Origin of the sequence: Variovorax sp. CAN15, from assembly GCF_030462475.1 — a bacterium.
In the GTDB taxonomy this organism is placed as follows: Bacteria; Pseudomonadota; Gammaproteobacteria; order Burkholderiales; family Burkholderiaceae_C; genus Variovorax.
Genome location: NZ_JASMRZ010000003.1, coordinates 182,710 through 201,237 on the forward strand (window position 1 = coordinate 182,710; position 18,528 = coordinate 201,237).

Sequence of the window (18,528 nt, forward strand, 5' to 3'; positions counted from 1 at the left end):
ATGACCGATACCACCTCCCCGCGCGACACGCTGCGCGATTTCATCGACGCGCACTTCGACGAACAGGTCCGCACCCTCGCCGAGCTGGTGCGATGCCCTTCCGACAACCCGCCCGGCGATTGCGCCCCGCACGCCGAGCTCACCGCCCGCCTGCTCGAGGCGATGGGCTTCACGGTGGAGCGCCACGAAGTACCCGCCGAATTCGCGGCCGCGCACGGCATGCGCAGCGTGACCAACCTGATCGTGCGCGAACGCTTCGGCGACGGCCCGGTGGTGGCGCTGAACGCGCACGGCGACGTGGTCCCGCCCGGCGCGGGCTGGAGCGTCGATCCCTACGGCGGCGAGGTGCGCGACGGCTGGCTCTATGGGCGCGGCGCCGCCGTGTCGAAGTCGGACTTCACCACCTACGCCTTCGCGATGCGCGCACTCAAGCAGCTCGCGGCCTCGGGCACGCCGCTGGCCGGCAGCGTCGAGCTGCACCTGACCTACGACGAGGAAACCGGCGGCATGACGGGGCCCGAATGGATCCTCTCCAAGGGCCTGAGCCGGCCCGACTTCGTGCTCTCCGCCGCCTTCTCGCACCATGTCGTCGTGGCGCACAACGGCTGCCTGCACCTCGAAGTCGTCGTGCGCGGCACCTCGGCGCATGCCGCGCGGCCCGACACCGGCCACGACGCGATCGAGGCCGCGGCCACCCTGCTGCCCGCGCTCTACCGCTACCGCGACAGCCTCGCCGGCCGCCCCTCGCGCACGCCGGGCATCACCCATCCCACGATGGTGGTGGGCCTGATCGACGGCGGCATCAACACCAACGTGGTGTCCGACGTGCTGAGCCTGCGCATCGACCGGCGCATCGTGCCCGAGGAATCGCCCGAAGCCGTCGAGGCCGAACTGCGCGAGGTGATCGAGTCGGCCTGCCGCCCGCTGCCCGGCATCTCGGTGGAAATCCGCCAGATCCTGCTGGCCCGCCCTTTCGCGCCAGCGCCTGGCGCCGACGAGTTCGCCGCGCTGGTGTGCCGCGAGGCCAGCGAAGTCATGGGCAAGCCGGTCACGCCGATCGGCGTGCCGCTGTACACCGATGCGCGCCTCTACAGCGAGGCCGGCATTCCCACCGTGATGTACGGCGCCGGCCCCGAATCGCTGCTCGAAGCCAACGGGCACCGCGCCGACGAGCGCGTGCCGCTGGACGAACTGCGCAAGGCCACGCGCGTTGTCGCCAACACCCTGCACCGGCTGCTGACACGCTGAACCGGACTGCACCGGAGAAGAAAAGAGGAAGACGCAACATGATCGAAATCAGCCACGTCGACAAGAGTTATGGCGCCTTCCAGGTGCTGACCGACTGCACCACCCAGGTCCGCAAGGGCGAGGTCGTGGTGGTCTGCGGGCCTTCGGGCTCGGGCAAGTCCACCCTCATCAAGTGCGTCAACGCGCTGGAGCCCTTCCAGCGCGGCAGCATCAGCGTCGACGGCGTGTCGGTGGGCGACCCGAAGACCGATCTCAACAAGCTGCGCGCCCGCGTGGGCATGGTGTTCCAGCACTTCGAGCTGTTTCCGCACCTCTCGATCGAGGACAACCTGTCGATCGCGCAGGTCAAGGTGCTCAAGCGCTCCGCCTCCGAGGCCCGCACCGCGTCGATGGCGCTGCTGCAGCGCGTGGGCATGCGCGCCCATGCGCACAAGTTTCCCAGTCAGCTCTCCGGCGGCCAGCAGCAGCGCGTGGCCATCGCCCGCGCGCTCGCGATGAACCCCGTCGCCATGCTGTTCGACGAGCCCACCTCCGCGCTCGACCCCGAGATGGTCAACGAGGTGCTCGACGTGATGGTCGAGCTTGCGCGCGAAGGCATGACGATGATGTGCGTCACCCACGAGATGGGCTTCGCCCGCAAGGTGGCGAATCGCGTGATCTTCATGGACCGCGGCCACATCGTCGAAGACTGCGCGAAGGAGGAGTTCTTCGGCAACCCCGCGGGGCGGTCCGACCGCGCGCGGCAGTTTCTTTCGAAGATCCTGCAGCACTGAGGCTGGGTGCTCCGGTGGAGCGCGGTAGTTCTCGGATCCCCATAGCTTCATCCCGATGTGAGTGGTGCCGGGCAGACACTTCTTGTTTCACAAGGGTGATTGACTGTTACATTGCGTCGGCCGAATCGGCCTCGGCGGCCTTCGGCGTGAAGCAAGTTCAATTACTCAATCGGAGGGATCTTGAGAAAAATCGCAGTTATTGCCTTGATGTCTGTCCTGTTCACGGGTTGTGCTTCCGTGAAGATGGAAAGTGCGGAGGCCTCGGCGCAGGCCAAGAAATTCTCGCCACCGTCGGCGGGTAATTCCGGTCTCTATGTCTATCGAGACAGCTTTGTCGGAAAGGCGCTCAAGAAGGACATCTGGGTCGACGGAAAGTGCCTCGGCGAGTCGGCGCCCGATGTGTTCTTCCGCACGGAGGTCGCAGGCGGCAAGGAGCACGAGATCGCGACGGAATCCGAGTTCTCGCCCAATACGCTCAAGCTGATGTTCGAGACGGGCAAGAACTACTTCGTGCGCCAATACATCAAGATGGGCGCTTTCGTGGGCGGCGCCAACCTTGAAGTGATGCCCGAGGCCGAGGGCAAGAAGGCGGTGGCGGCTTTGGGTCTCGCTACGCCGGGAACCTGCAGCAAGTAGTCCGTCCGAACCCGCTCTCACGCGAGAGAGCGGGTTCAATGCGCGCTGCTGGCGACTTGGCCGCTGCAGCGTGCTTACACAACAGAATCAAACGTCGATATTCGCCGCCCGCAGCGCGTTCTGCTCGATGAACTCCCGGCGCGGCTCCACTTCGTCGCCCATCAGCATCGTGAACACGCGGTCGGCCTCGATCGCATCGTCGATCTGCACCCTGAGCAGGCGGCGCACGTTCGGGTCCATGGTGGTTTCCCAAAGCTGTTCGGGGTTCATCTCGCCCAGGCCCTTGTAGCGCTGGCGCGAGGTGGCGCGTTCGGCTTCGCCGATGAGCCACTTCATGGCCTGGCGGAAGTCGTCGACCTTTTCTTCCTTGGCGCGCTCGCCCTCGCCGCGCTTCACCAGCGCGCCTTCGGGGCTCAGCAGGCCGCGGAAGGTGTTGGCGGCTTCGGCGAGCGCGGCGTAGTCGGCCCCGTGCACGAAATCTTGTGTGAGCACGCTGCTCTTGACGTTGCCGTGGTGGCGGCGGCTGATGCGCAGCAGGGGCTTGTCGGTGCGGGCGTCGAACTCGCTGCTCACCTCGGCCGGCACGCCGGTCGTGTTGAGCTCGCGCAGCTTGGCCTGCAGCGCCACGGCCGAGGCCTCGGCGGCGGGCGTGGTGTCGAGGTCGAGCGCCACGCCGTCGGCGATGGCGCGCAGCGCCTCGGCGTCCATGAAGTTGCGCAGGCGCGCGATGACGGCCTCGGCCACCTGGTGCTTGCGCGCCAGTTCGGCCAGGGTGTCGCCGCTGAGCGTGGTCGAGCTGGCGCCGCCGGTCTCGATGCGCGCGTCCTTCAGCGCCACCTTGAGCAGGAAGGCGTCGAGCGCGGGGCCGTCCTTCAGGTACTGCTCTTCCTTGCCGACCTTGACCTTGTACAGCGGCGGCTGCGCGATGTAGATGTGGCCGCGCTCGACCAGCTCCGGCATCTGCCGGTAGAAGAAGGTCAGCAGCAGCGTGCGGATGTGGGCGCCGTCGACGTCGGCGTCGGTCATGATGATGATGCGGTGGTAGCGCAGCTTGGCGACGTTGAAGTCGTCCGCGCCGCCGCCCGCGGTGGTCGCGCCGGCACGGCCGATGCCGGTGCCCAGCGCGGTGATCATGGTGAGAATTTCGTTGCTGGTGAGCAGCTTCTCGTAGCGGGCCTTCTCGACGTTCAGGATCTTGCCGCGCAGCGGCAGGATGGCCTGGAACTTCCGGTCGCGGCCCTGCTTGGCGGAGCCGCCGGCGGAGTCGCCCTCCACCAGGTAGACCTCGCAAAGCGCCGGATCTTTCTCCTGGCAGTCGGCCAGCTTGCCGGGTAGGCCCATGCCGTCGAGCACGCCCTTGCGGCGCGTCATTTCGCGGGCCTTGCGGGCGGCTTCGCGGGCACGGGCGGCCTCGACGATCTTGCCGCAGATGATCTTGGCGTCGTTCGGGCGTTCCTGCAGGTAATCGGTCAGCAGCTTGCCGACGATGTCTTCCACCGGCGCGCGCACTTCGCTGGACACCAGCTTGTCCTTGGTCTGGCTCGAGAACTTGGGCTCGGGCACCTTCACGCTCAGCACGCAGCACAGGCCTTCGCGCATGTCGTCGCCGGTGACTTCGACCTTCGCCTTCTTGGCGAACTCGTTCTCTTCGATGTACTTGTTGATGACGCGGGTCATCGCGGCGCGCAGGCCGGTCAGGTGGGTGCCGCCGTCGCGCTGCGGGATGTTGTTGGTGAAGCAGAGAACCTGCTCGTTGTAGCCGCTGTTCCACTGCATCGCCACTTCGACGCCGATGTGCGTGCCGGGAATGCCGCCGTAGGTGTCGGCCGGGCGCTCGCCTTCGGCGTAGAACGAGTTCGGGTGCAGGACGGTCTTGCCCTTGTTGATGAACTCGACGAAGCCGCGCACGCCGCCGGCGCCGGAGAAGTCGTCCTCCTTGCCGGTGCGCTCGTCCTTCAGGCGGATGCGCACGCCGTTGTTCAGGAAGCTCAGTTCGCGCAGGCGCTTGCTGAGGATCTCGTAGTGGAAGTCCGAGTTCTCCTTGAAGATCTCGGTGTCGGGCAGGAAGTGCACCTCGGTGCCGCGCTTGTCGGTGTCGCCGATGATCTTCATGGGCGAGACTTCGACGCCGCCCACCGTCTCGAGCAGGCGGTTCTGCACGAAGCCGCGGCTGAACTCGAGCTCATGGATCTTGCCTTCGCGGCGCACCACCAGTCGCAGCATCACGCTCAGCGCGTTCACGCAGCTCACGCCCACGCCGTGCAGGCCGCCCGACACCTTGTAGCTGTTCTGGTTGAACTTGCCGCCGGCGTGCAGTTCGGTCAGCGCGATTTCGGCGGCCGAGCGCTTGGGCTCGTGCTTGTCGTCCATCTTCACGCCGGTGGGAATGCCACGGCCGTTGTCGGTGACGCTGATCGAGTTGTCGGTGTGGATGGTCACGACGATGTCGTCGCAGTGGCCGGCCAGCGCTTCGTCGATGGAGTTGTCGACCACTTCGAACACCAGATGGTGCAGGCCGGTGCCGTCGGAGGTATCGCCGATGTACATGCCGGGGCGCTTGCGCACGGCCTCGAGCCCTTCGAGGATCGTGATGGAGCCTTCACCGTAGCTGGTGTCCGCGGGGATGTCCTCCGGCGGCACGACCTGGACTTCGGGGGTGTAGACGGGCTCGGTGTGCGGCACTTCGGGCTTGTTTTCTTCAGCACTCATTCGGATATTCCTCTGTCTCTCACGGCATTCACGTGATTTTTCGGGCTCTCAAAAGCTCAATTCGCCGCCTCTTGAAAGCGCAAACCCGCGGAGGGCCGCGGGCTGTGTGCGCAAGGCGCTTCGGGGTCTGTCTGCTAGATACGCATCGGCATCACGACGTACTTGAAGGATGCGTTCTCGGGGATGGTTAACAAGGCCGAACTGTTGGAGTCGGCCAGATCCAGCTTGACCATGTCCTGGTCCATGTTCGACAGCGCGTCGATCAGGTAGGTCACGTTGAAGCCGATTTCGATCGTGTCGCCACCGTAGTCGATGTCGAGTTCGTCCTGGGCTTCTTCCTGCTCGGCGTTGTTCGATGCGATGCGCAGCGTGCCCGGCTCGATGTTCAGGCGCACGCCCTTGAACTTCTCGCTGGTCAGGATTGCGGTGCGCTGCAGACTGGCCAAGAGCGGCGCGCGGCCCAGGGTGACGGTGTTCTTGTGGTTCTTGGGAATCACGCGGTTGTAGTCGGGGAACTTGCCTTCGACCAGCTTGGTGACGAACTCCATGCCGCCGAAGCTGAACTTGGCCTGGTTGTTCGCGAACTGCATCTCGATGGCGCCTTCGGCGTCGGACAAGAGGCGCTGCATTTCGAGCACGGTCTTGCGCGGCAGGATCACTTCCTGGCGCGGCACCTCGACGTCGAGCGTGGCCGACGAGAAGGCCAGGCGGTGGCCGTCGGTGGCCACCAGGCTCAGCTGCTTGCCTTCGGCAACGAACAGGATGCCGTTCAGGTAGTAGCGGATGTCGTGCACGGCCATCGCGAACGAGACCTGCGAGAGCAGGTCCTTCAGCGTCTTCTGCGGCACGCTGAACACGGGGCCGAAGTTGGCGGCTTCCTGCACCAGCGGGAAGTCTTCGGCGGGCAGCGACTGCAGCGTGAAGCGGCTCTTGCCGCCCTTGAGTACCAGCTTGCTGGCGCTGGATTCGAGGCTCACGGTCTGGTCGGCCGGCATGGTGCGCAGGATGTCGATCAGCTTGCGCGCGCCGATGGTGGTGGTGAAGCTGCCTTCGTCGCCACCGAGCTCGGCGGTGGTGCGGATCTGGATCTCGAGGTCGCTGGTGGTCAGCTGCAACTGGCCGCCGGTCTTGCGGATCAGCACGTTCGCCAGGATCGGCAAGGTGTGACGCCGCTCCACGATGCCCGCCACCGACTGTAGCGCGGCGAGGACCTTGTCCTGTGTTGCCTTCAAAACGATCATGTCTTCTTCCTCTTCCTATCTCTTTGAATCAGCATGTAAGGTGCCATTCTCCGCTGTCGCGGGGGGCATCCCCGATGACATCCGGCTTCTTCCCGACTGATCAGCCCTTGAGCGTCTGCTCGAGCACGTGGAGCTGCTGGTTGAGTTCGGTGAGCTGCTGGCGCTCGCCCGAGATCTTGCGCACCGCGTGCAGCACCGTCGTGTGATCGCGCCCGCCGAACAGCTCGCCGATTTCCGGCAGGCTCTTCTGCGTGAGCTCCTTGGCCAGGTACATCGCGATCTGCCGAGGCCGCGCGATGCTGGCCGGGCGTTTCTTGCTGTACATGTCGGCGACCTTGATCTTGTAGTAGTCGGCCACCGTCTTCTGGATATTCTCGACGGAGATCTGCCGGTTCTGGATCGACAGCAAGTCACGCAGCGCCTCGCGCGCCAGGGCGATCGAGATCTCCTTCTGGTTGAAGCGCGAGTAGGCGAGGATCTTGCGCAGTGCGCCTTCGAGCTCGCGCACGTTGGAGCGCACGTTCTTGGCGACGAAGAAGGCCACCTCTTCCGGCATTTCGGCCGATTCGGCGCGCGCCTTGTTGATCAGGATGGCCACGCGCATCTCGAGCTCGGGCGGCTCGATGGCGACCGTGAGGCCCGAGTCGAAGCGAGAAACTAGGCGCTCGTGGATGTCGGCCAGGCCCTTCGGATAGGTGTCGCTGGTCATCACGATGTGCGACTTCTTGGCCAGCAGGGCCTCGAACGCGTTGAAGAATTCTTCCTGCGTCCGGTCCTTGTTGGCGAAGAACTGCACGTCGTCGATCAGCAGCAAATCGAGAGAGTGGTAGCGCTCCTTGAACTCATCGAAAGTCTTGCGCTGATAGGCTTTGACCACATCCGAGACGAACTGCTCGGCGTGGATGTAGAGAACTTTGGAATCCGGCTTGTCGGCCAGCAGCCGGTTGCCCACGGCATGCATCAGGTGGGTCTTGCCCAGGCCGACGCCGCCGTAGATGAAAAGCGGGTTGTACAGATGGCCCGGCATGCCGGCCACGTGCATCGCCGCGGCGCGCGCCATGCGGTTGGCCGTGCCTTCGACCAGGGTGTCGAAGGTGAGGCCGGAATTCAGGCGGTTCTTGAAGCCGGCGGCCGCCGGCTCCTCGCCCGGACCGGCCACATCCCGCGGCACGTCCGTCTCGGCCATGACGGCCATGGGTGCAGCGCGCACGGGGATTTCGCGAGGAGCAAGCGCTAACTCGATGGCGACCGGCTGGCCGTACATCTTCTCCGCCATGGCGGCGATCTTGCCGGCGTACTGAGCACGGATCCAGTCGAGCTTGAACCGGTTGGCCACGAACACCGTCATGCGCGACAGGTCGTCGGCGACCTGCGCCGTCAGGGGTTTGATCCAGGTGTTGAACTGCTGCTCGGACAGCTCCTGCGCGAGTTGGTCGACGCAGGCTTGCCAGAGGCTCTCGCCGATGCCGTCAGTCGACATGGGCGTATGGAAAAGTGAAGGGACCCTCGGGCATTTTTTGGTATAGGTATTGTGGATATTCTCTGCTGGAAGGCGCCCGGCATTCTAACTTGTCAAAACCTTATCCACACGCCGGCAAGTGTGTCGAAAGGCCCGCAAATCTGCTCGAAGATTGTTCCGGGGGCCAATGTTTGCGATAATTGCGGGTTTCCCTGAAAACCTCTTTGCGTCTTTCGGGGGCCATCCGAAACACGCCCGCCCCGGCGCCTCGCAGGTACTTCAGGCTTTCAAATGTGAAAGCGCGAAGGGCCAGCGCGAACAGGGAATTAGGAAATCACCATGAAACGCACCTACCAAGCATCCAAAGTCCGCCGCGCCCGTACCCACGGCTTCCTGGTCCGCATGAAGACCCGCGGCGGCCGCGCCGTCATCAACGCACGCCGCGCCAAGGGCCGCAAGCGCCTGGCCGTCTGACGGCAGCTCACCTGCCGTTGCCAGCAGCCGACCCGTCAGCGCCAGCTCCATCCGCCGGGGCTTCCGGCCCGGGCAGGCATGACACAAGCGGCCCGGCTTCCATGCAGCGGCTCAAGTCCCGCGCGCAATTCCAGGCCGTCCTCGCAGGTGCCACCGTGGCGCGCACTGCTCATTTCGCATTGCACCGCTGTGCGCTCGATCTCGCATCGAGCGCACAGCCGTTGTTCGCGTCCGACGACGTCTGGCTGGGTGCCATGGTGCCCAAGCGCTGGGCGCGTCGCGCCGTCACGCGCAATGCCATCAAGCGCCAGATCTATTCCGTGAGCGCGCAGTCGGGCGCCGCCCTGCCCCGTGCCGCGCACGTAGTGCGGCTGCGCGCGGGCTTCGATCGCAAGGAATTCGTGAGCGCCTCTTCGGACAAGCTCAAGGCAGCCGTGCGCGCCGAACTCCAGCAGCTGCTGGCACGTGCCGCGCGCGCTCCCGCGGCCCCTCCTGCCCCTCCTCCTCCTTTTTCGTCATGAAACGCCTGCTGATCGGCTTCGTGAAGGCCTACCGCCTGCTGCTGAGCCCTTGGCTCGGCCAGTCGTGCCGCTTCACGCCGACCTGCTCCGTGTATTCGATCGAGGCGCTGGAGGTGCATGGCGCGCTCAAGGGCAGCTATCTCACCCTGCACCGCATCGCGCGCTGCCAGCCCTGGTGCCAGGGCGGCCACGATCCGGTCCCGCCGAAATCGCAGCGTCGCACTGACCGGTCAGGATCGCTGTTTTCGTCTCTTCTCTCTTCCGACAAGAAGTCTTCGTCATGAACGATATCCGCCGCACGATACTGTGGGTGATTTTTGGTTTCTCGCTGGTGCTGCTGTGGGACCAATGGCAGGTCTTCAACGGCAACAAGCCGACCTTCCTGCCGTCGACCAAGCCGGCCGCCACGGCCGCCGCTCCCGCAACCACCGCTTCCGCAGCCAACAGCAACGGCGTGCCTGCCGCATCCGGTAGCGGCAACGCGGGCGCGGTGCCCACGCAGGCCGTCGCGGCCGCGCCGCGCGAGCAGGTCAACGTGACCACCGACCTGTTCAAGGCGAGCATCGACAGCGAAGGCGCCACGGTCAACCACCTCGAGCTGCGCAAGTACGACGAAGCCGACCGCACCAAGCACGTAGTGCTGTTCGAAAACGGCTCGCCCGCCACTCGCTACGTCGCGCAGACCGGCCTGCTGAACCAGGTCGACACCGGCGAGCGCTTCCCGAACCACCTGACGCAGATGACGCCCCGGACCGGCCCGCGCGAGATGGCCGATGGCCAGAACACGCTGGAAGTGAGCTTCGAAAGCGCTCCCGTCGGCGGCCTGAAGTACGTCAAGACCTATGTGTTCCACCGCGGCGAGTACACCATCGGCGTGCGCCACGAAGTGGTCAACACCAGCGACCAGCCCCGCGATGCGCAGCTCTACCTGCAGCTGCAGCGCCACGGCACCGTGGCCGCCGGCACCATGTTCGGCACCAACACCTTCACCGGCCCGGCCGCGTACACCAACGAGAAGAAGTTCCACAAGCTCGACTTCAAGGACATCGCCAAGGGCAAGGTCGAGCCGCCTCCTGCGGCCAACGACGGCTGGATCGCGATGGTGCAGCACTACTTCGTGTCGKCCTGGCTGCTCAAGGGCGACCCGGCGAGCGAGCAGCTGCGCCGCGAATTCCGCGTGAAGGACCTGGGCGACAACCAGTTCTCCATCGCCATGGTGGCCACGCTGCCGAAGATCGCTCCCGGTGCCACGCAGGTCGTGAACAGCGTACTGTTCGCCGGCCCCGAGGAAGAAAAGAAGCTCGAAGCCATCGCCCCCGGCCTCGAACTGGTGAAGGACTACGGCATCTTCGCGATCATCTCCAAGCCGCTGTACTGGCTGCTGAACCAGTTGCACGGCCTGATCGGCAACTGGGGCTGGTCGATCGTCGCGCTGGTGGTGCTGCTGAAGGCGGCCTTCTACTGGCTCAACGCCAAGGCCTACGCCAGCATGGCCAAGATGAAGGCCATCAACCCGAAGATCATGGAAATGCGCGAGCGGCTGAAGGACAAGCCGCAGGAGATGCAGCAGGAGATGATGCGGATCTACAAGACCGAGAAGGTCAATCCGATGGGCGGCTGCTTCCCCATCGTGATCCAGATCCCGGTGTTCATCGCGCTGTACTGGGTGCTGCTTTCGTCGGTCGAGATGCGCCACGCGCCCTGGATCGGCTGGATCACCGACCTGTCGGCACCCGACCCCTGGTACATCCTGCCGATCGTGATGACGGCCACGTCGCTGTTCCAGACCTGGCTCAACCCGACGCCGCCCGATCCGATGCAGGCCAAGCTGATGTGGATCATGCCGCTCGCGTTCAGCGTGATGTTCATCTTCTTCCCGGCCGGCCTGGTGCTGTACTGGATCACGAACAACGTGCTGTCGATCGCGCAGCAGTGGTTTATCAACAAGCGCCTGGGCGTGCTCGGCACCAAATAACGGCAGTTGCCGCACGGCACTCCAGCCATCCCACGAAGGGCCGCGTCAGCGGCCCTTTTTGCTGAAAGAATCCGCATCACCATGCTCGCCCGCACCTCCGATCCCATCGTCGCCATCGCCACCGCCTCGGGGCGCGGCGCGGTCGGCATCGTGCGCGTGTCGGGCGCCAGGCTGGCGCCGCTGGTCGACGCGATCTGCGGCCGTGCGCTCAAGCCGCGCGAGGCCACCTACCTGCCGTTCCGCGACGCGGACGGCGAACCCGTCGACCACGGCCTGGCCATCCACTTTCCCTCGCCGAACTCCTTCACTGGCGAGGACGTGCTCGAGCTGCAGGCCCATGGCGGCTCGGTCGTGCTGCAACTGCTGCTGGCGCGCTGCCTCGAGGCGGCGGCCGAGCCCGACCCGATCTCCGGCCGCCCCCGCCTGCCCGGCCTGCGCGTGGCCGAGCCCGGCGAGTTCAGCCAACGAGCCTTCCTCAACGGCAAGATCGACCTGGCGCAGGCCGAGGCCATTGCCGACCTGATCGACGCCAGCACCGAGGCGGCCGCGCGCAGCGCCGGGCGCTCGCTGTCGGGCGCCTTCTCGCGCGAGATCCATACGCTGCGCGACGCGCTGATCCACCTGCGCATGCTGGTGGAGGCCACGCTGGACTTTCCCGAGGAGGAAATCGACTTCCTGCAGAAGGCCGATGCCTCGGGGCAGCTGGCGAAGTTGCAGTCGCAGCTCGCCGCCGTGCAGCAGCGCGCGCGCCAGGGCGCTTTGCTGCGCGAGGGCATCAAGGTCGTGATCGCGGGGCAGCCCAACGCGGGCAAGAGTTCGCTGCTCAACGCGCTGGCCGGCGCGGAACTGGCCATCGTGAGCGCCGTGGCGGGCACCACGCGCGACGTGGTCTCGCAGACCATCCAGATCCACGGCGTGCCGCTGCACGTGGCCGACACCGCCGGCCTGCGCGAGAGCAGCGACGAGGTCGAGCAGATCGGCGTGGCGCGCGCCTGGGGCCAGATCGAGAGTGCCGACGCGGTGCTGTTCCTGCACGACCTGACGCGCGCGAGCCAGTCCGACTACGCCGCCGCCGACGCCGAAATCCTGGCCGGCCTGCGGCAGAAGCTGCCCGCGAGCGTGCCGGTGCTCGACGTCTGGAACAAGCGGGACGCGGCGCCCGCGGCCCACCCCGAACAGGGCATTGCCCTTTCCGCCAAGACCGGCCTGGGCATCGAGGCCCTGCGCGAGCAGCTGCTGGCCATGGCCGGCTGGCAGGCCGTGCCTGAGGGCGTCTACCTCGCGCGTGCGCGCCACGTGCAGGCGCTGGCCCGGGTCGAAACGCACCTGGCGCTGGCGGCGGGCCACCTGGAGGCACGGGCCCAACTGCTCGACCTGCTGGCCGAGGAGCTGCGCCTCGCGCAGAACGCCCTGAACGAGATCACGGGCGAGTTCGGCGCGGACGATCTGCTGGGTGTCATCTTTTCGCGCTTCTGCATTGGTAAATAGCCACAGACGGCGGCAGGCGCCCGCGAAAAACGTAAACACTTGTAGCCGAAGTTCACGGCCATCGCGGATACTTCGGCTCACATGCGGGGGCCGAGAAACACATGTCAATCCAGAACCTGAGCCGCGCCATCGCGGAGAACATCAACACCGATGCATTCGCGTTGACGTTCAACGTCCAGCAGTGGGAAACGCTGGCGGGGTACCTGCAGCCGATCGAGACCGGCGTGGGCGACGTGCTGATCGAGCAGGGCACGCCCGACCGCTCGGTATTCTTCGTCGAGAGCGGCGCCATCAGCGTGCACCGCGTCAGCAGCAAGGAACAGATGAAGCTGGCCGTGCTCACCGCGGGTTCGGTGGTCGGCGAAGGCTCGTTCTTCTCGCGGCAGCCGCACTCGGCCAACGTGGTGGTCACCGGCGCGGGCCGGGTGTGGCGGCTCACCGCGATCCGCTTCGCCGAGATGTCCAACCGCCAGCCCAACATGGCGCTGGAGATCGCGATGGCGCTGGGCGGCGTGATCGCCAAGCGCATGGCGCACCGATCCAAGCGCGTCGCGGTGACCTGAGCAGGAAGCCTCCTCGACCGCCCGCCGCCGGAACGCTCCGTCGAATGCAGGCCAGCCACCTCCGTTCAGGACCCCCCGAAAAACAAGAAGTAGTCAGCAAGCAATCCATGGCCTCGATCTGTCCGGTCTGCAGCACGGAGAACCGTGACGGCGCGAATTTCTGCAGGAGCTGCGGCATCAAGCTGTCCGCCGCGGGAGACCGGATCCCGCCGCCGCCGACTCCCGAACGCGAATGGGCCACCACGGCACCGGCCCAGCTTCGCGCGCCGACCATTCCTGCGCCGCTGGAAGAAATCCCTCCGGCGCCGATGCCGGCCCGCCAGTCGTTCTTCAGCAGGTCGCCAGCTTCCGCGCCGCGGCATGACGACGAGGAGCAGACCGTTCTCATGCTGCACGACGACGGCTCGCCGCGCGTGCCGGCGCCGCCCGCCGCACCGCAGGGGCTGGAATCGAACTGGGCGCCGTCGCGCGAAAGATCGAGGAAGCCCCCCCGGGTCAGGATCCGCAAGCCAGCTGCCGTCGAACGGGCGCCGCGCTGGCGGGCGATCCTGCTGTGGGTCGGCCTGTTGGTGATGGCCGTGGCGATGATCGTGGCGGGCTGGTCCGGCTACGGGACGCGCAAGACGGCCCCCACCGCCGAGGAAATCGCGCCGCCGGCTGCCGAGGTGCCAGCGCCCGTCGCCGCGCCGCTCGCGGCCGAGCCGCCGCCGTCGGCGCCCGCCGAGCCCGCAGCAATGGATGCGCAGCCTGCCGACCAGGCAGCGCCGGCGGCTCCTGCGGAAGCCGCGCCGGCGGCATCTCCGCCGCCCAAGCCCCCCGCCAAGCAGGCGCGCAAGCAGCCGGCCGCTGCAGCCGCGCCCCAGCCCGCCGCGGAGGCACCGCCTCCTGTCGCAGTTCCTGCCCCGCCGCCCGCACCGGCGGCGCCGGCCGAGCCGGCGGCCATGTGCGGCGACCGCAACTTCATCGCCAGGGCCCAGTGCATGGCGGCGCAGTGCCTGAAGCCCGAGTACAAGGCCCACGCGCAATGCGAGGCGGTGCGCCGCCAGCAGCGCATCGAGGAAGAGAAGCGCAACCCGACGCTCATCAACTGAGCGCGTCGGCGCGCTGCCGCTCAGCCCTTCTGCAGCCGCTCGATGGCCATCGCCAGCGCGGCCGGCTTGCCGGAGAGCACGAGGGTGTCGCCGTCCGACAGCACCGTGTCGTCGGCCAGCGTGCGCGGCTGGCCGTCGTGCCGGCGCAGGCTCGCGATGCGCACGCCCAGCGCGTGCAGCCCGAGCCCCGACAGCGTCTGTCCGACGGCGCGCGCGCTGGCATCGAGCGTGAAGCTGTTGAGCCGCTCGTGGTCGATCTCGTCGGCGTTGTCGTCGTCGGCGCCGTGGAAGTAGCCGCGCAGCAGGTTGTAGCGGGCGTCGCGCTGGTCCTGCACGACGCGGATCACGCGCCGCATCGGCACGCCGACCAGCGCCAGCGCATGGCTGGCGAGCATCAGCGAGCCCTCGATGGCCTCGGGCACCACCTCGGTGGCGCCGGCAGCCTGCAGCTTCTCGAGGTCATGGTCGTCCTGCGTGCGCACGATCACCGGCACGTGCGGCGCGTGGGCGCGCGTGTTGGCCAGCACCTTCATCGCGCCGGGCACGTCGAGGTAGGTCACCACCACCGCGCTGGCGCGCGCCAGGCCTGCGGCCATCAGCGCCTGCAGCCGCGCCGCGTCGCCGAACACCACCGAGTCGCCGGCGGCGGCGGCCTGCCGCACGCGGTCGGGGTCCAGGTCGAGCGCCATGTACGGGATGCCCTCGCGCTCCAGGATGCGCGCCAGGTTCTGGCCGCAGCGCCCGTAGCCGCAGATGATCACGTGCTGCGCGGTGTTGATGGTCTTGCGCGCGATGGTCGTCATCTGCAGCGACTGCTGCAGCCAGTCGCTGGCCACCAGCTTTCGCACGATGGCGTTGCTGTACATGATGATGAAGGGCGTCGCGAGCATCGACAGCACCATCGACGCCAGCACCGGGTTGGCCAGCCATTGCGGCAGCAGGCTGCGCTCCTGGGCTAGCGTCAGCAGCACGAAACCGAACTCGCCGGCTTGCGCGAGGTAGAGGCCGGTGCGCAGCGACACGCCCGAGGTGGCGCCCAGCACCCGCGCCAGCACCGTCACCAGCCCCAGTTTGAAGGCCAGCGGCACCAGCAGCAGCACGGCCACCAGCAGCCAGCGTTCGACCACGATGTGCCAGTCGAGCGACATGCCCACGGTGATGAAGAACAGCCCCAGCAGCACGTCGTGGAAGGGGCGGATGTCGGTCTCGACCTGGTGCTTGTATTCGGTCTCCGACACCAGCATGCCCGCGATGAAGGCGCCCAGCGCCAGGCTCAGGCCGGCCAGTTCGGTGAGCCAGGCCAGCCCGAGCGTGATCAGCAGCACGTTCAGGATGAAGAGCTCCTCGCTGCGCCGCCGCGCCACCAGCGTGAGCCACCAGCGCATCACGCGCGGGCCGCCGTAGAGCAGCACACCGATCAGGAAGCTCGCCTTCAGGAGCGCCAGGCCCAGCGCCTTGGCCAGTGCCTCGGGCGGCGCGCCCAGCGCCGGGATCAGCACCAGCAGCGGCACCACCGCCAGATCCTGGAAGAGCAGCACGCCCATCACCCGCTTGCCGTGCTCGCTCTCGAGTTCGAGCCGCTCGGCCATCAGCTTGACCACGATGGCCGTGCTGCTCATGGTGAGCGCGCCCGACAGCGCCAGCGCGGTCTGCCAGCCCAGCTGCCACGCAGGCGGCAGCAGCCGCGCCATCAGCAATGCGCCGGCGGTGGCCAGGGCCATCGTCAGCAGCACCTGCAGCATGCCCAGGCCGAACACGTGCTTTCGCATCGCGCGCAGCTTGGGCAGGCTGAACTCCAGCCCGATCACGAACATGAGGAACACCACGCCGAACTCGCCGAGGTGCTGGATGCCTTCGGTGTTCTGGGCCAGCGCGAAGGCGTGCGGCCCGATCAGCACGCCGGCCGACAGATAGCCCAGCATCGGCGGCAGCTTGAGGGAGCGGCACGCCACCACGCCGATCACCGCGGCCAGCAGGTACAACAGCGTGAGATCGAACGAAGACATAGGCGCCGATGCTAGAGCAAGAGCCGTGCGCGGCGCCTCGGGGAGGACACCGGCGCCGGCTCAGGGATGGGCCCGGGGCACGAGGGGGCCGGGCGCGGGGGCAAGCCGCTGGCCCGTAAAATCCGGCGATGAGCTCCCGTCCCGCCCCGGCCCCCGTGGTCGACCCCGAAGCCATCCTGGCCCGGGCACGCCTCACCTTCGACATCGAAGCCGAAGCCGTCGCCGGCCTGAAGAACCGCGTCGGCCCCAGCTTCGTCGAGGCCGTGCGCAAGATTCTCGAAGTGCGCGGCCGCGTGGTCGTGATGGGCATGGGCAAGAGCGGCCACGTCGGCCGCAAGATCGCCGCCACCCTCGCCTCCACCGGCACGCCCGCGATGTTCGTACACCCGGCCGAGGCCAGCCACGGCGACCTCGGCATGATCAAGGCGGTCGACCTGGTGCTCGCCATCTCCAACAGCGGCGAGGTCGACGAGCTCACCGTCATCCTGCCGGTCGTCAAGCGCCAGGGCGTGCCCCTGATCGCCATGACCGGGCGCCCCGAATCCACCCTCGCCCGCCATGCCGACATCGTGATCGACGCGGGCGTGTCCAAGGAGGCCTGCCCGCTCAACCTCGCCCCCACCGCCAGCACCACCGCCCAGATGGCGATGGGCGACGCGCTGGCCGTGGCGCTGCTCGACGCGCGCGGCTTCGGCTCGGAAGACTTCGCGCGCTCGCACCCGGGCGGCGCGCTCGGGCGCAAGCTGCTCACCCACGTGAGCGACGTCATGCGCTCGGGCGACGACGTTCCGCGCGTGGCACCCGACGCCAATATCAGCGAGTTGATGCGCGCCATGAGCAACAAGGGCTTCGGCGCCGCGGCGGTGGTGGAGCCTGACGGCCGAGCCTCGGGCATCTTCACCGACGGCGACCTGCGCCGGCTGATCGAGGCCGGCGCCGACCTGCGCAGCCCCAGGGCGGTCGACGTCATGCACCGCAACCCGCGCACCATCCGCGTCGACGCGCTGGCGGTGGAAGCTGCCGAGCTCATGGAGCAGTGCGGCATCACCCGCCTGTTCGTGATCGACGGCGCCGGCGTGGTCGTGGGTGCGATCAACACCAACGACCTGATGCGCGCGAAGGTCATCTGATGCCCCTCGAGTTCCAGGCCGAGACATTGCTTGCCGCGCAGGACGTGCGCATCGTCTTCTTCGACATCGACGGCGTCCTGACCGACGGCGGCGTGTACTTCACCGAGCACGGCGAGACGCTCAAGCGCTTCAGCATCCTCGACGGCTACGGCCTGAAGCTGCTGCGCAAGGCGGGCATCGTGCCGGCCGTGATCACCGGGCGCGACTCCAAGCCGCTGCGCGTGCGCCTGGAAGCGCTGGGCATCGAGCACGTGCGCTACGGCACCGAGGACAAGCTGCCGGCTGCGCAGGCCATGCTCGACCAGCTCGGCTTCGGCTGGGCGCAGGCCGCTGCCATCGGCGACGACTGGCCCGACCTGCCGGTGCTCGCGCGCGTGGGCTTTGCGGCGGCGCCGGCGAATGCCCATGCGGAAGTGCGCGGCATCGCGCGATACGTCACCAAGGCTCGCGGCGGCGAGGGCGCGGCGCGCGAGTTCTGCGACCTGCTGCTCACGGCCTGCGGCCAGTACCGCGTCCTGCTCGACGCTGCCCGGGGGCCCAACGCATGAGCAACGTGAAACGCGCATGGGACATGGTGCGCGACGTTCTGGACCGCGCCACGATCTATCTGCCGATCATCCTGACGGCGGCAGTCGCGCTTGGCACCTACTGGCTGGTGCGCAATGCGCCCAAGCTTCTGGAGCCCACGGCCAAGGTCGCGCCCACGCACCAGCCCGACTATTTCATGCGCGATTTCGTCATCAAGAACTTCCTGCCCAACGGCGATCTGCGCAGCGAACTGCACGGCACCGAAGGCCGGCACTATCCCGACACCGACACCATCGAGGTCGACAAGGTGCGCATGCGCTCGGTGTCGCCCGAAGGGTTGGTGACGCGCGCGACGGCCGATCGCGGCCTGTCGAATTCCGACGGCAGCGAGCTTCAGCTGTTCGGCAACGCCATCGTCATCCGCGATCCGTCGGTGGGGCCGAACGGCAAGCCCACGCCGCGGCTGGAGTTCCGCGGCGACTTCCTGCATGCCTACGTCGACACCGAGCGCGTCACGTCGAACAAGCCGGTCACTCTCATCCGCGGTACCGACCAGTTCACCGGCGACACGCTCGACTACGACAACGTGACCGGCGTGGCCAACCTCAACGGCCGGGTGCGCGGCGTACTGATTCCGTCGGCGGCAGCAGCGGCTGCTCCTGCGCCTGCAAAAAAGCGCTGAGGAA

The 18,528-nt window shown here is 67.2% G+C and carries 17 protein-coding genes; 13 read left to right on the forward strand and 4 right to left on the reverse strand.

Annotated features, from left to right (window positions below; translation table 11 throughout):
• From QMO14_RS04185 to QMO14_RS04195, 3 genes are all read left to right on the forward strand, one after another.
• Nucleotides 1-1,248, forward strand: coding sequence for a M20/M25/M40 family metallo-hydrolase (locus QMO14_RS04185; protein WP_301504729.1), 1,248 nt, complete (start codon nucleotides 1-3; stop codon nucleotides 1,246-1,248).
• 38 nt (nucleotides 1,249-1,286) lie between these two features.
• The gene (locus tag QMO14_RS04190; protein WP_301504731.1) at nucleotides 1,287-2,021 is read left to right on the forward strand and encodes an amino acid ABC transporter ATP-binding protein; all 735 of its coding nucleotides are present in this window, start codon (nucleotides 1,287-1,289) and stop codon (nucleotides 2,019-2,021) included.
• A gap of 180 nt (nucleotides 2,022-2,201) precedes the next feature.
• The gene (locus tag QMO14_RS04195; protein WP_301504733.1) at nucleotides 2,202-2,657 is read left to right on the forward strand and encodes a DUF2846 domain-containing protein; all 456 of its coding nucleotides are present in this window, start codon (nucleotides 2,202-2,204) and stop codon (nucleotides 2,655-2,657) included.
• An 87-nt stretch (nucleotides 2,658-2,744) separates the two neighbouring features.
• On the opposite strand, the gene gyrB is transcribed toward QMO14_RS04195, so the two are convergent.
• The 3 genes from gyrB to dnaA form a co-directional block, all read right to left on the reverse strand.
• Nucleotides 2,745-5,366, reverse strand: a complete 2,622-nt coding sequence (gene gyrB, locus QMO14_RS04200; RefSeq protein ID WP_301504734.1) for a DNA topoisomerase (ATP-hydrolyzing) subunit B — start codon at nucleotides 5,364-5,366, stop codon at nucleotides 2,745-2,747.
• A gap of 134 nt (nucleotides 5,367-5,500) precedes the next feature.
• Entirely contained in the window at nucleotides 5,501-6,607 is a 1,107-nt protein-coding gene (dnaN, locus tag QMO14_RS04205) for a DNA polymerase III subunit beta (RefSeq protein ID WP_301504736.1), read from the reverse strand.
• Between the two features lie 100 nt (nucleotides 6,608-6,707).
• Nucleotides 6,708-8,087, reverse strand: a complete 1,380-nt coding sequence (gene dnaA / locus QMO14_RS04210) for a chromosomal replication initiator protein DnaA (protein ID WP_301504738.1) — start codon at nucleotides 8,085-8,087, stop codon at nucleotides 6,708-6,710.
• Between the two features lie 318 nt (nucleotides 8,088-8,405).
• Between dnaA and rpmH the strand changes: the two genes are divergently transcribed.
• The 7 genes from rpmH to QMO14_RS04245 all read left to right on the forward strand — a co-directional run bounded on the left by rpmH (nucleotide 8,406) and on the right by QMO14_RS04245 (nucleotide 14,178).
• Complete coding sequence (gene rpmH / locus QMO14_RS04215) at nucleotides 8,406-8,540, forward strand: 50S ribosomal protein L34 (protein ID WP_007834827.1); 135 nt, start codon at nucleotides 8,406-8,408, stop codon at nucleotides 8,538-8,540.
• A 101-nt stretch (nucleotides 8,541-8,641) separates the two neighbouring features.
• Nucleotides 8,642-9,061, forward strand: coding sequence for a ribonuclease P protein component (locus QMO14_RS04220; protein ID WP_301504786.1), 420 nt, complete (start codon nucleotides 8,642-8,644; stop codon nucleotides 9,059-9,061).
• Nucleotides 9,058-9,345 (forward strand): membrane protein insertion efficiency factor YidD, encoded by a 288-nt coding sequence (gene yidD, locus QMO14_RS04225; protein WP_301504789.1) that lies wholly within the window; start codon nucleotides 9,058-9,060, stop codon nucleotides 9,343-9,345. Before QMO14_RS04220 ends, yidD begins: the two co-directional genes overlap by 4 nt.
• Nucleotides 9,342-11,036 carry a membrane protein insertase YidC gene (yidC, locus tag QMO14_RS04230; RefSeq protein WP_301504790.1) on the forward strand — a complete coding sequence of 565 codons (1,695 nt, stop codon included), beginning with the start codon at nucleotides 9,342-9,344 and terminating at the stop codon, nucleotides 11,034-11,036. Before yidD ends, yidC begins: the two co-directional genes overlap by 4 nt.
• A gap of 81 nt (nucleotides 11,037-11,117) precedes the next feature.
• Nucleotides 11,118-12,524, forward strand: coding sequence for a tRNA uridine-5-carboxymethylaminomethyl(34) synthesis GTPase MnmE (gene mnmE, locus QMO14_RS04235; RefSeq protein WP_301504792.1), 1,407 nt, complete (start codon nucleotides 11,118-11,120; stop codon nucleotides 12,522-12,524).
• Between the two features lie 101 nt (nucleotides 12,525-12,625).
• Nucleotides 12,626-13,087, forward strand: a complete 462-nt coding sequence (locus QMO14_RS04240) for a Crp/Fnr family transcriptional regulator (protein WP_301504794.1) — start codon at nucleotides 12,626-12,628, stop codon at nucleotides 13,085-13,087.
• 107 nt (nucleotides 13,088-13,194) lie between these two features.
• Entirely contained in the window at nucleotides 13,195-14,178 is a 984-nt protein-coding gene (locus QMO14_RS04245) for a zinc ribbon domain-containing protein (RefSeq protein WP_301504796.1), read from the forward strand.
• Between the two features lie 20 nt (nucleotides 14,179-14,198).
• On the opposite strand, the gene QMO14_RS04250 is transcribed toward QMO14_RS04245, so the two are convergent.
• Complete coding sequence (locus QMO14_RS04250; RefSeq protein ID WP_301504798.1) at nucleotides 14,199-16,184, reverse strand: monovalent cation:proton antiporter family protein; 1,986 nt, start codon at nucleotides 16,182-16,184, stop codon at nucleotides 14,199-14,201.
• Between the two features lie 128 nt (nucleotides 16,185-16,312).
• Here QMO14_RS04250 and QMO14_RS04255 point away from each other — a divergent pair, with 128 nt between their 5' ends.
• From QMO14_RS04255 to lptC, 3 genes are read left to right on the forward strand one after another with little or no spacing between them, the layout of a single operon-like run.
• Nucleotides 16,313-17,314: an SIS domain-containing protein gene (locus tag QMO14_RS04255; protein ID WP_301504800.1), complete on the forward strand. Its 1,002-nt coding sequence runs from the start codon at nucleotides 16,313-16,315 to the stop codon at nucleotides 17,312-17,314.
• Nucleotides 17,314-17,862, forward strand: coding sequence for an HAD family hydrolase (locus tag QMO14_RS04260; protein WP_301504801.1), 549 nt, complete (start codon nucleotides 17,314-17,316; stop codon nucleotides 17,860-17,862). The genes QMO14_RS04255 and QMO14_RS04260 overlap by 1 nt, the downstream gene beginning before the upstream one ends.
• Nucleotides 17,859-18,524 (forward strand): LPS export ABC transporter periplasmic protein LptC, encoded by a 666-nt coding sequence (gene lptC, locus QMO14_RS04265; protein WP_301504803.1) that lies wholly within the window; start codon nucleotides 17,859-17,861, stop codon nucleotides 18,522-18,524. Before QMO14_RS04260 ends, lptC begins: the two co-directional genes overlap by 4 nt.
• Nucleotides 18,525-18,528: the final 4 nt, after the last annotated feature.

Excerpts from the sequence above, each read along its gene's own strand:
- QMO14_RS04185 (WP_301504729.1), top strand. The coding sequence starts at position 1 with ATGACCGATACCACCTCCCCGCGCGACACGCTGCGCGATTTCATCGAC.
- QMO14_RS04190 (WP_301504731.1), top strand. The coding sequence starts at position 1,287 with ATGATCGAAATCAGCCACGTCGACAAGAGTTATGGCGCCTTCCAGGTG.
- gyrB (WP_301504734.1), bottom strand. The coding sequence starts at position 5,366 with ATGAGTGCTGAAGAAAACAAGCCCGAAGTGCCGCACACCGAGCCCGTC.
- dnaN (WP_301504736.1), bottom strand. The coding sequence starts at position 6,607 with ATGATCGTTTTGAAGGCAACACAGGACAAGGTCCTCGCCGCGCTACAG.
- dnaA (WP_301504738.1), bottom strand. The coding sequence starts at position 8,087 with ATGTCGACTGACGGCATCGGCGAGAGCCTCTGGCAAGCCTGCGTCGAC.
- rpmH (WP_007834827.1), top strand. The coding sequence starts at position 8,406 with ATGAAACGCACCTACCAAGCATCCAAAGTCCGCCGCGCCCGTACCCAC.
- QMO14_RS04220 (WP_301504786.1), top strand. The coding sequence starts at position 8,642 with ATGCAGCGGCTCAAGTCCCGCGCGCAATTCCAGGCCGTCCTCGCAGGT.
- yidD (WP_301504789.1), top strand. The coding sequence starts at position 9,058 with ATGAAACGCCTGCTGATCGGCTTCGTGAAGGCCTACCGCCTGCTGCTG.
- mnmE (WP_301504792.1), top strand. The coding sequence starts at position 11,118 with ATGCTCGCCCGCACCTCCGATCCCATCGTCGCCATCGCCACCGCCTCG.
- QMO14_RS04240 (WP_301504794.1), top strand. The coding sequence starts at position 12,626 with ATGTCAATCCAGAACCTGAGCCGCGCCATCGCGGAGAACATCAACACC.
- QMO14_RS04245 (WP_301504796.1), top strand. The coding sequence starts at position 13,195 with ATGGCCTCGATCTGTCCGGTCTGCAGCACGGAGAACCGTGACGGCGCG.
- QMO14_RS04250 (WP_301504798.1), bottom strand. The coding sequence starts at position 16,184 with ATGTCTTCGTTCGATCTCACGCTGTTGTACCTGCTGGCCGCGGTGATC.
- QMO14_RS04255 (WP_301504800.1), top strand. The coding sequence starts at position 16,313 with ATGAGCTCCCGTCCCGCCCCGGCCCCCGTGGTCGACCCCGAAGCCATC.
- QMO14_RS04260 (WP_301504801.1), top strand. The coding sequence starts at position 17,314 with ATGCCCCTCGAGTTCCAGGCCGAGACATTGCTTGCCGCGCAGGACGTG.
- lptC (WP_301504803.1), top strand. The coding sequence starts at position 17,859 with ATGAGCAACGTGAAACGCGCATGGGACATGGTGCGCGACGTTCTGGAC.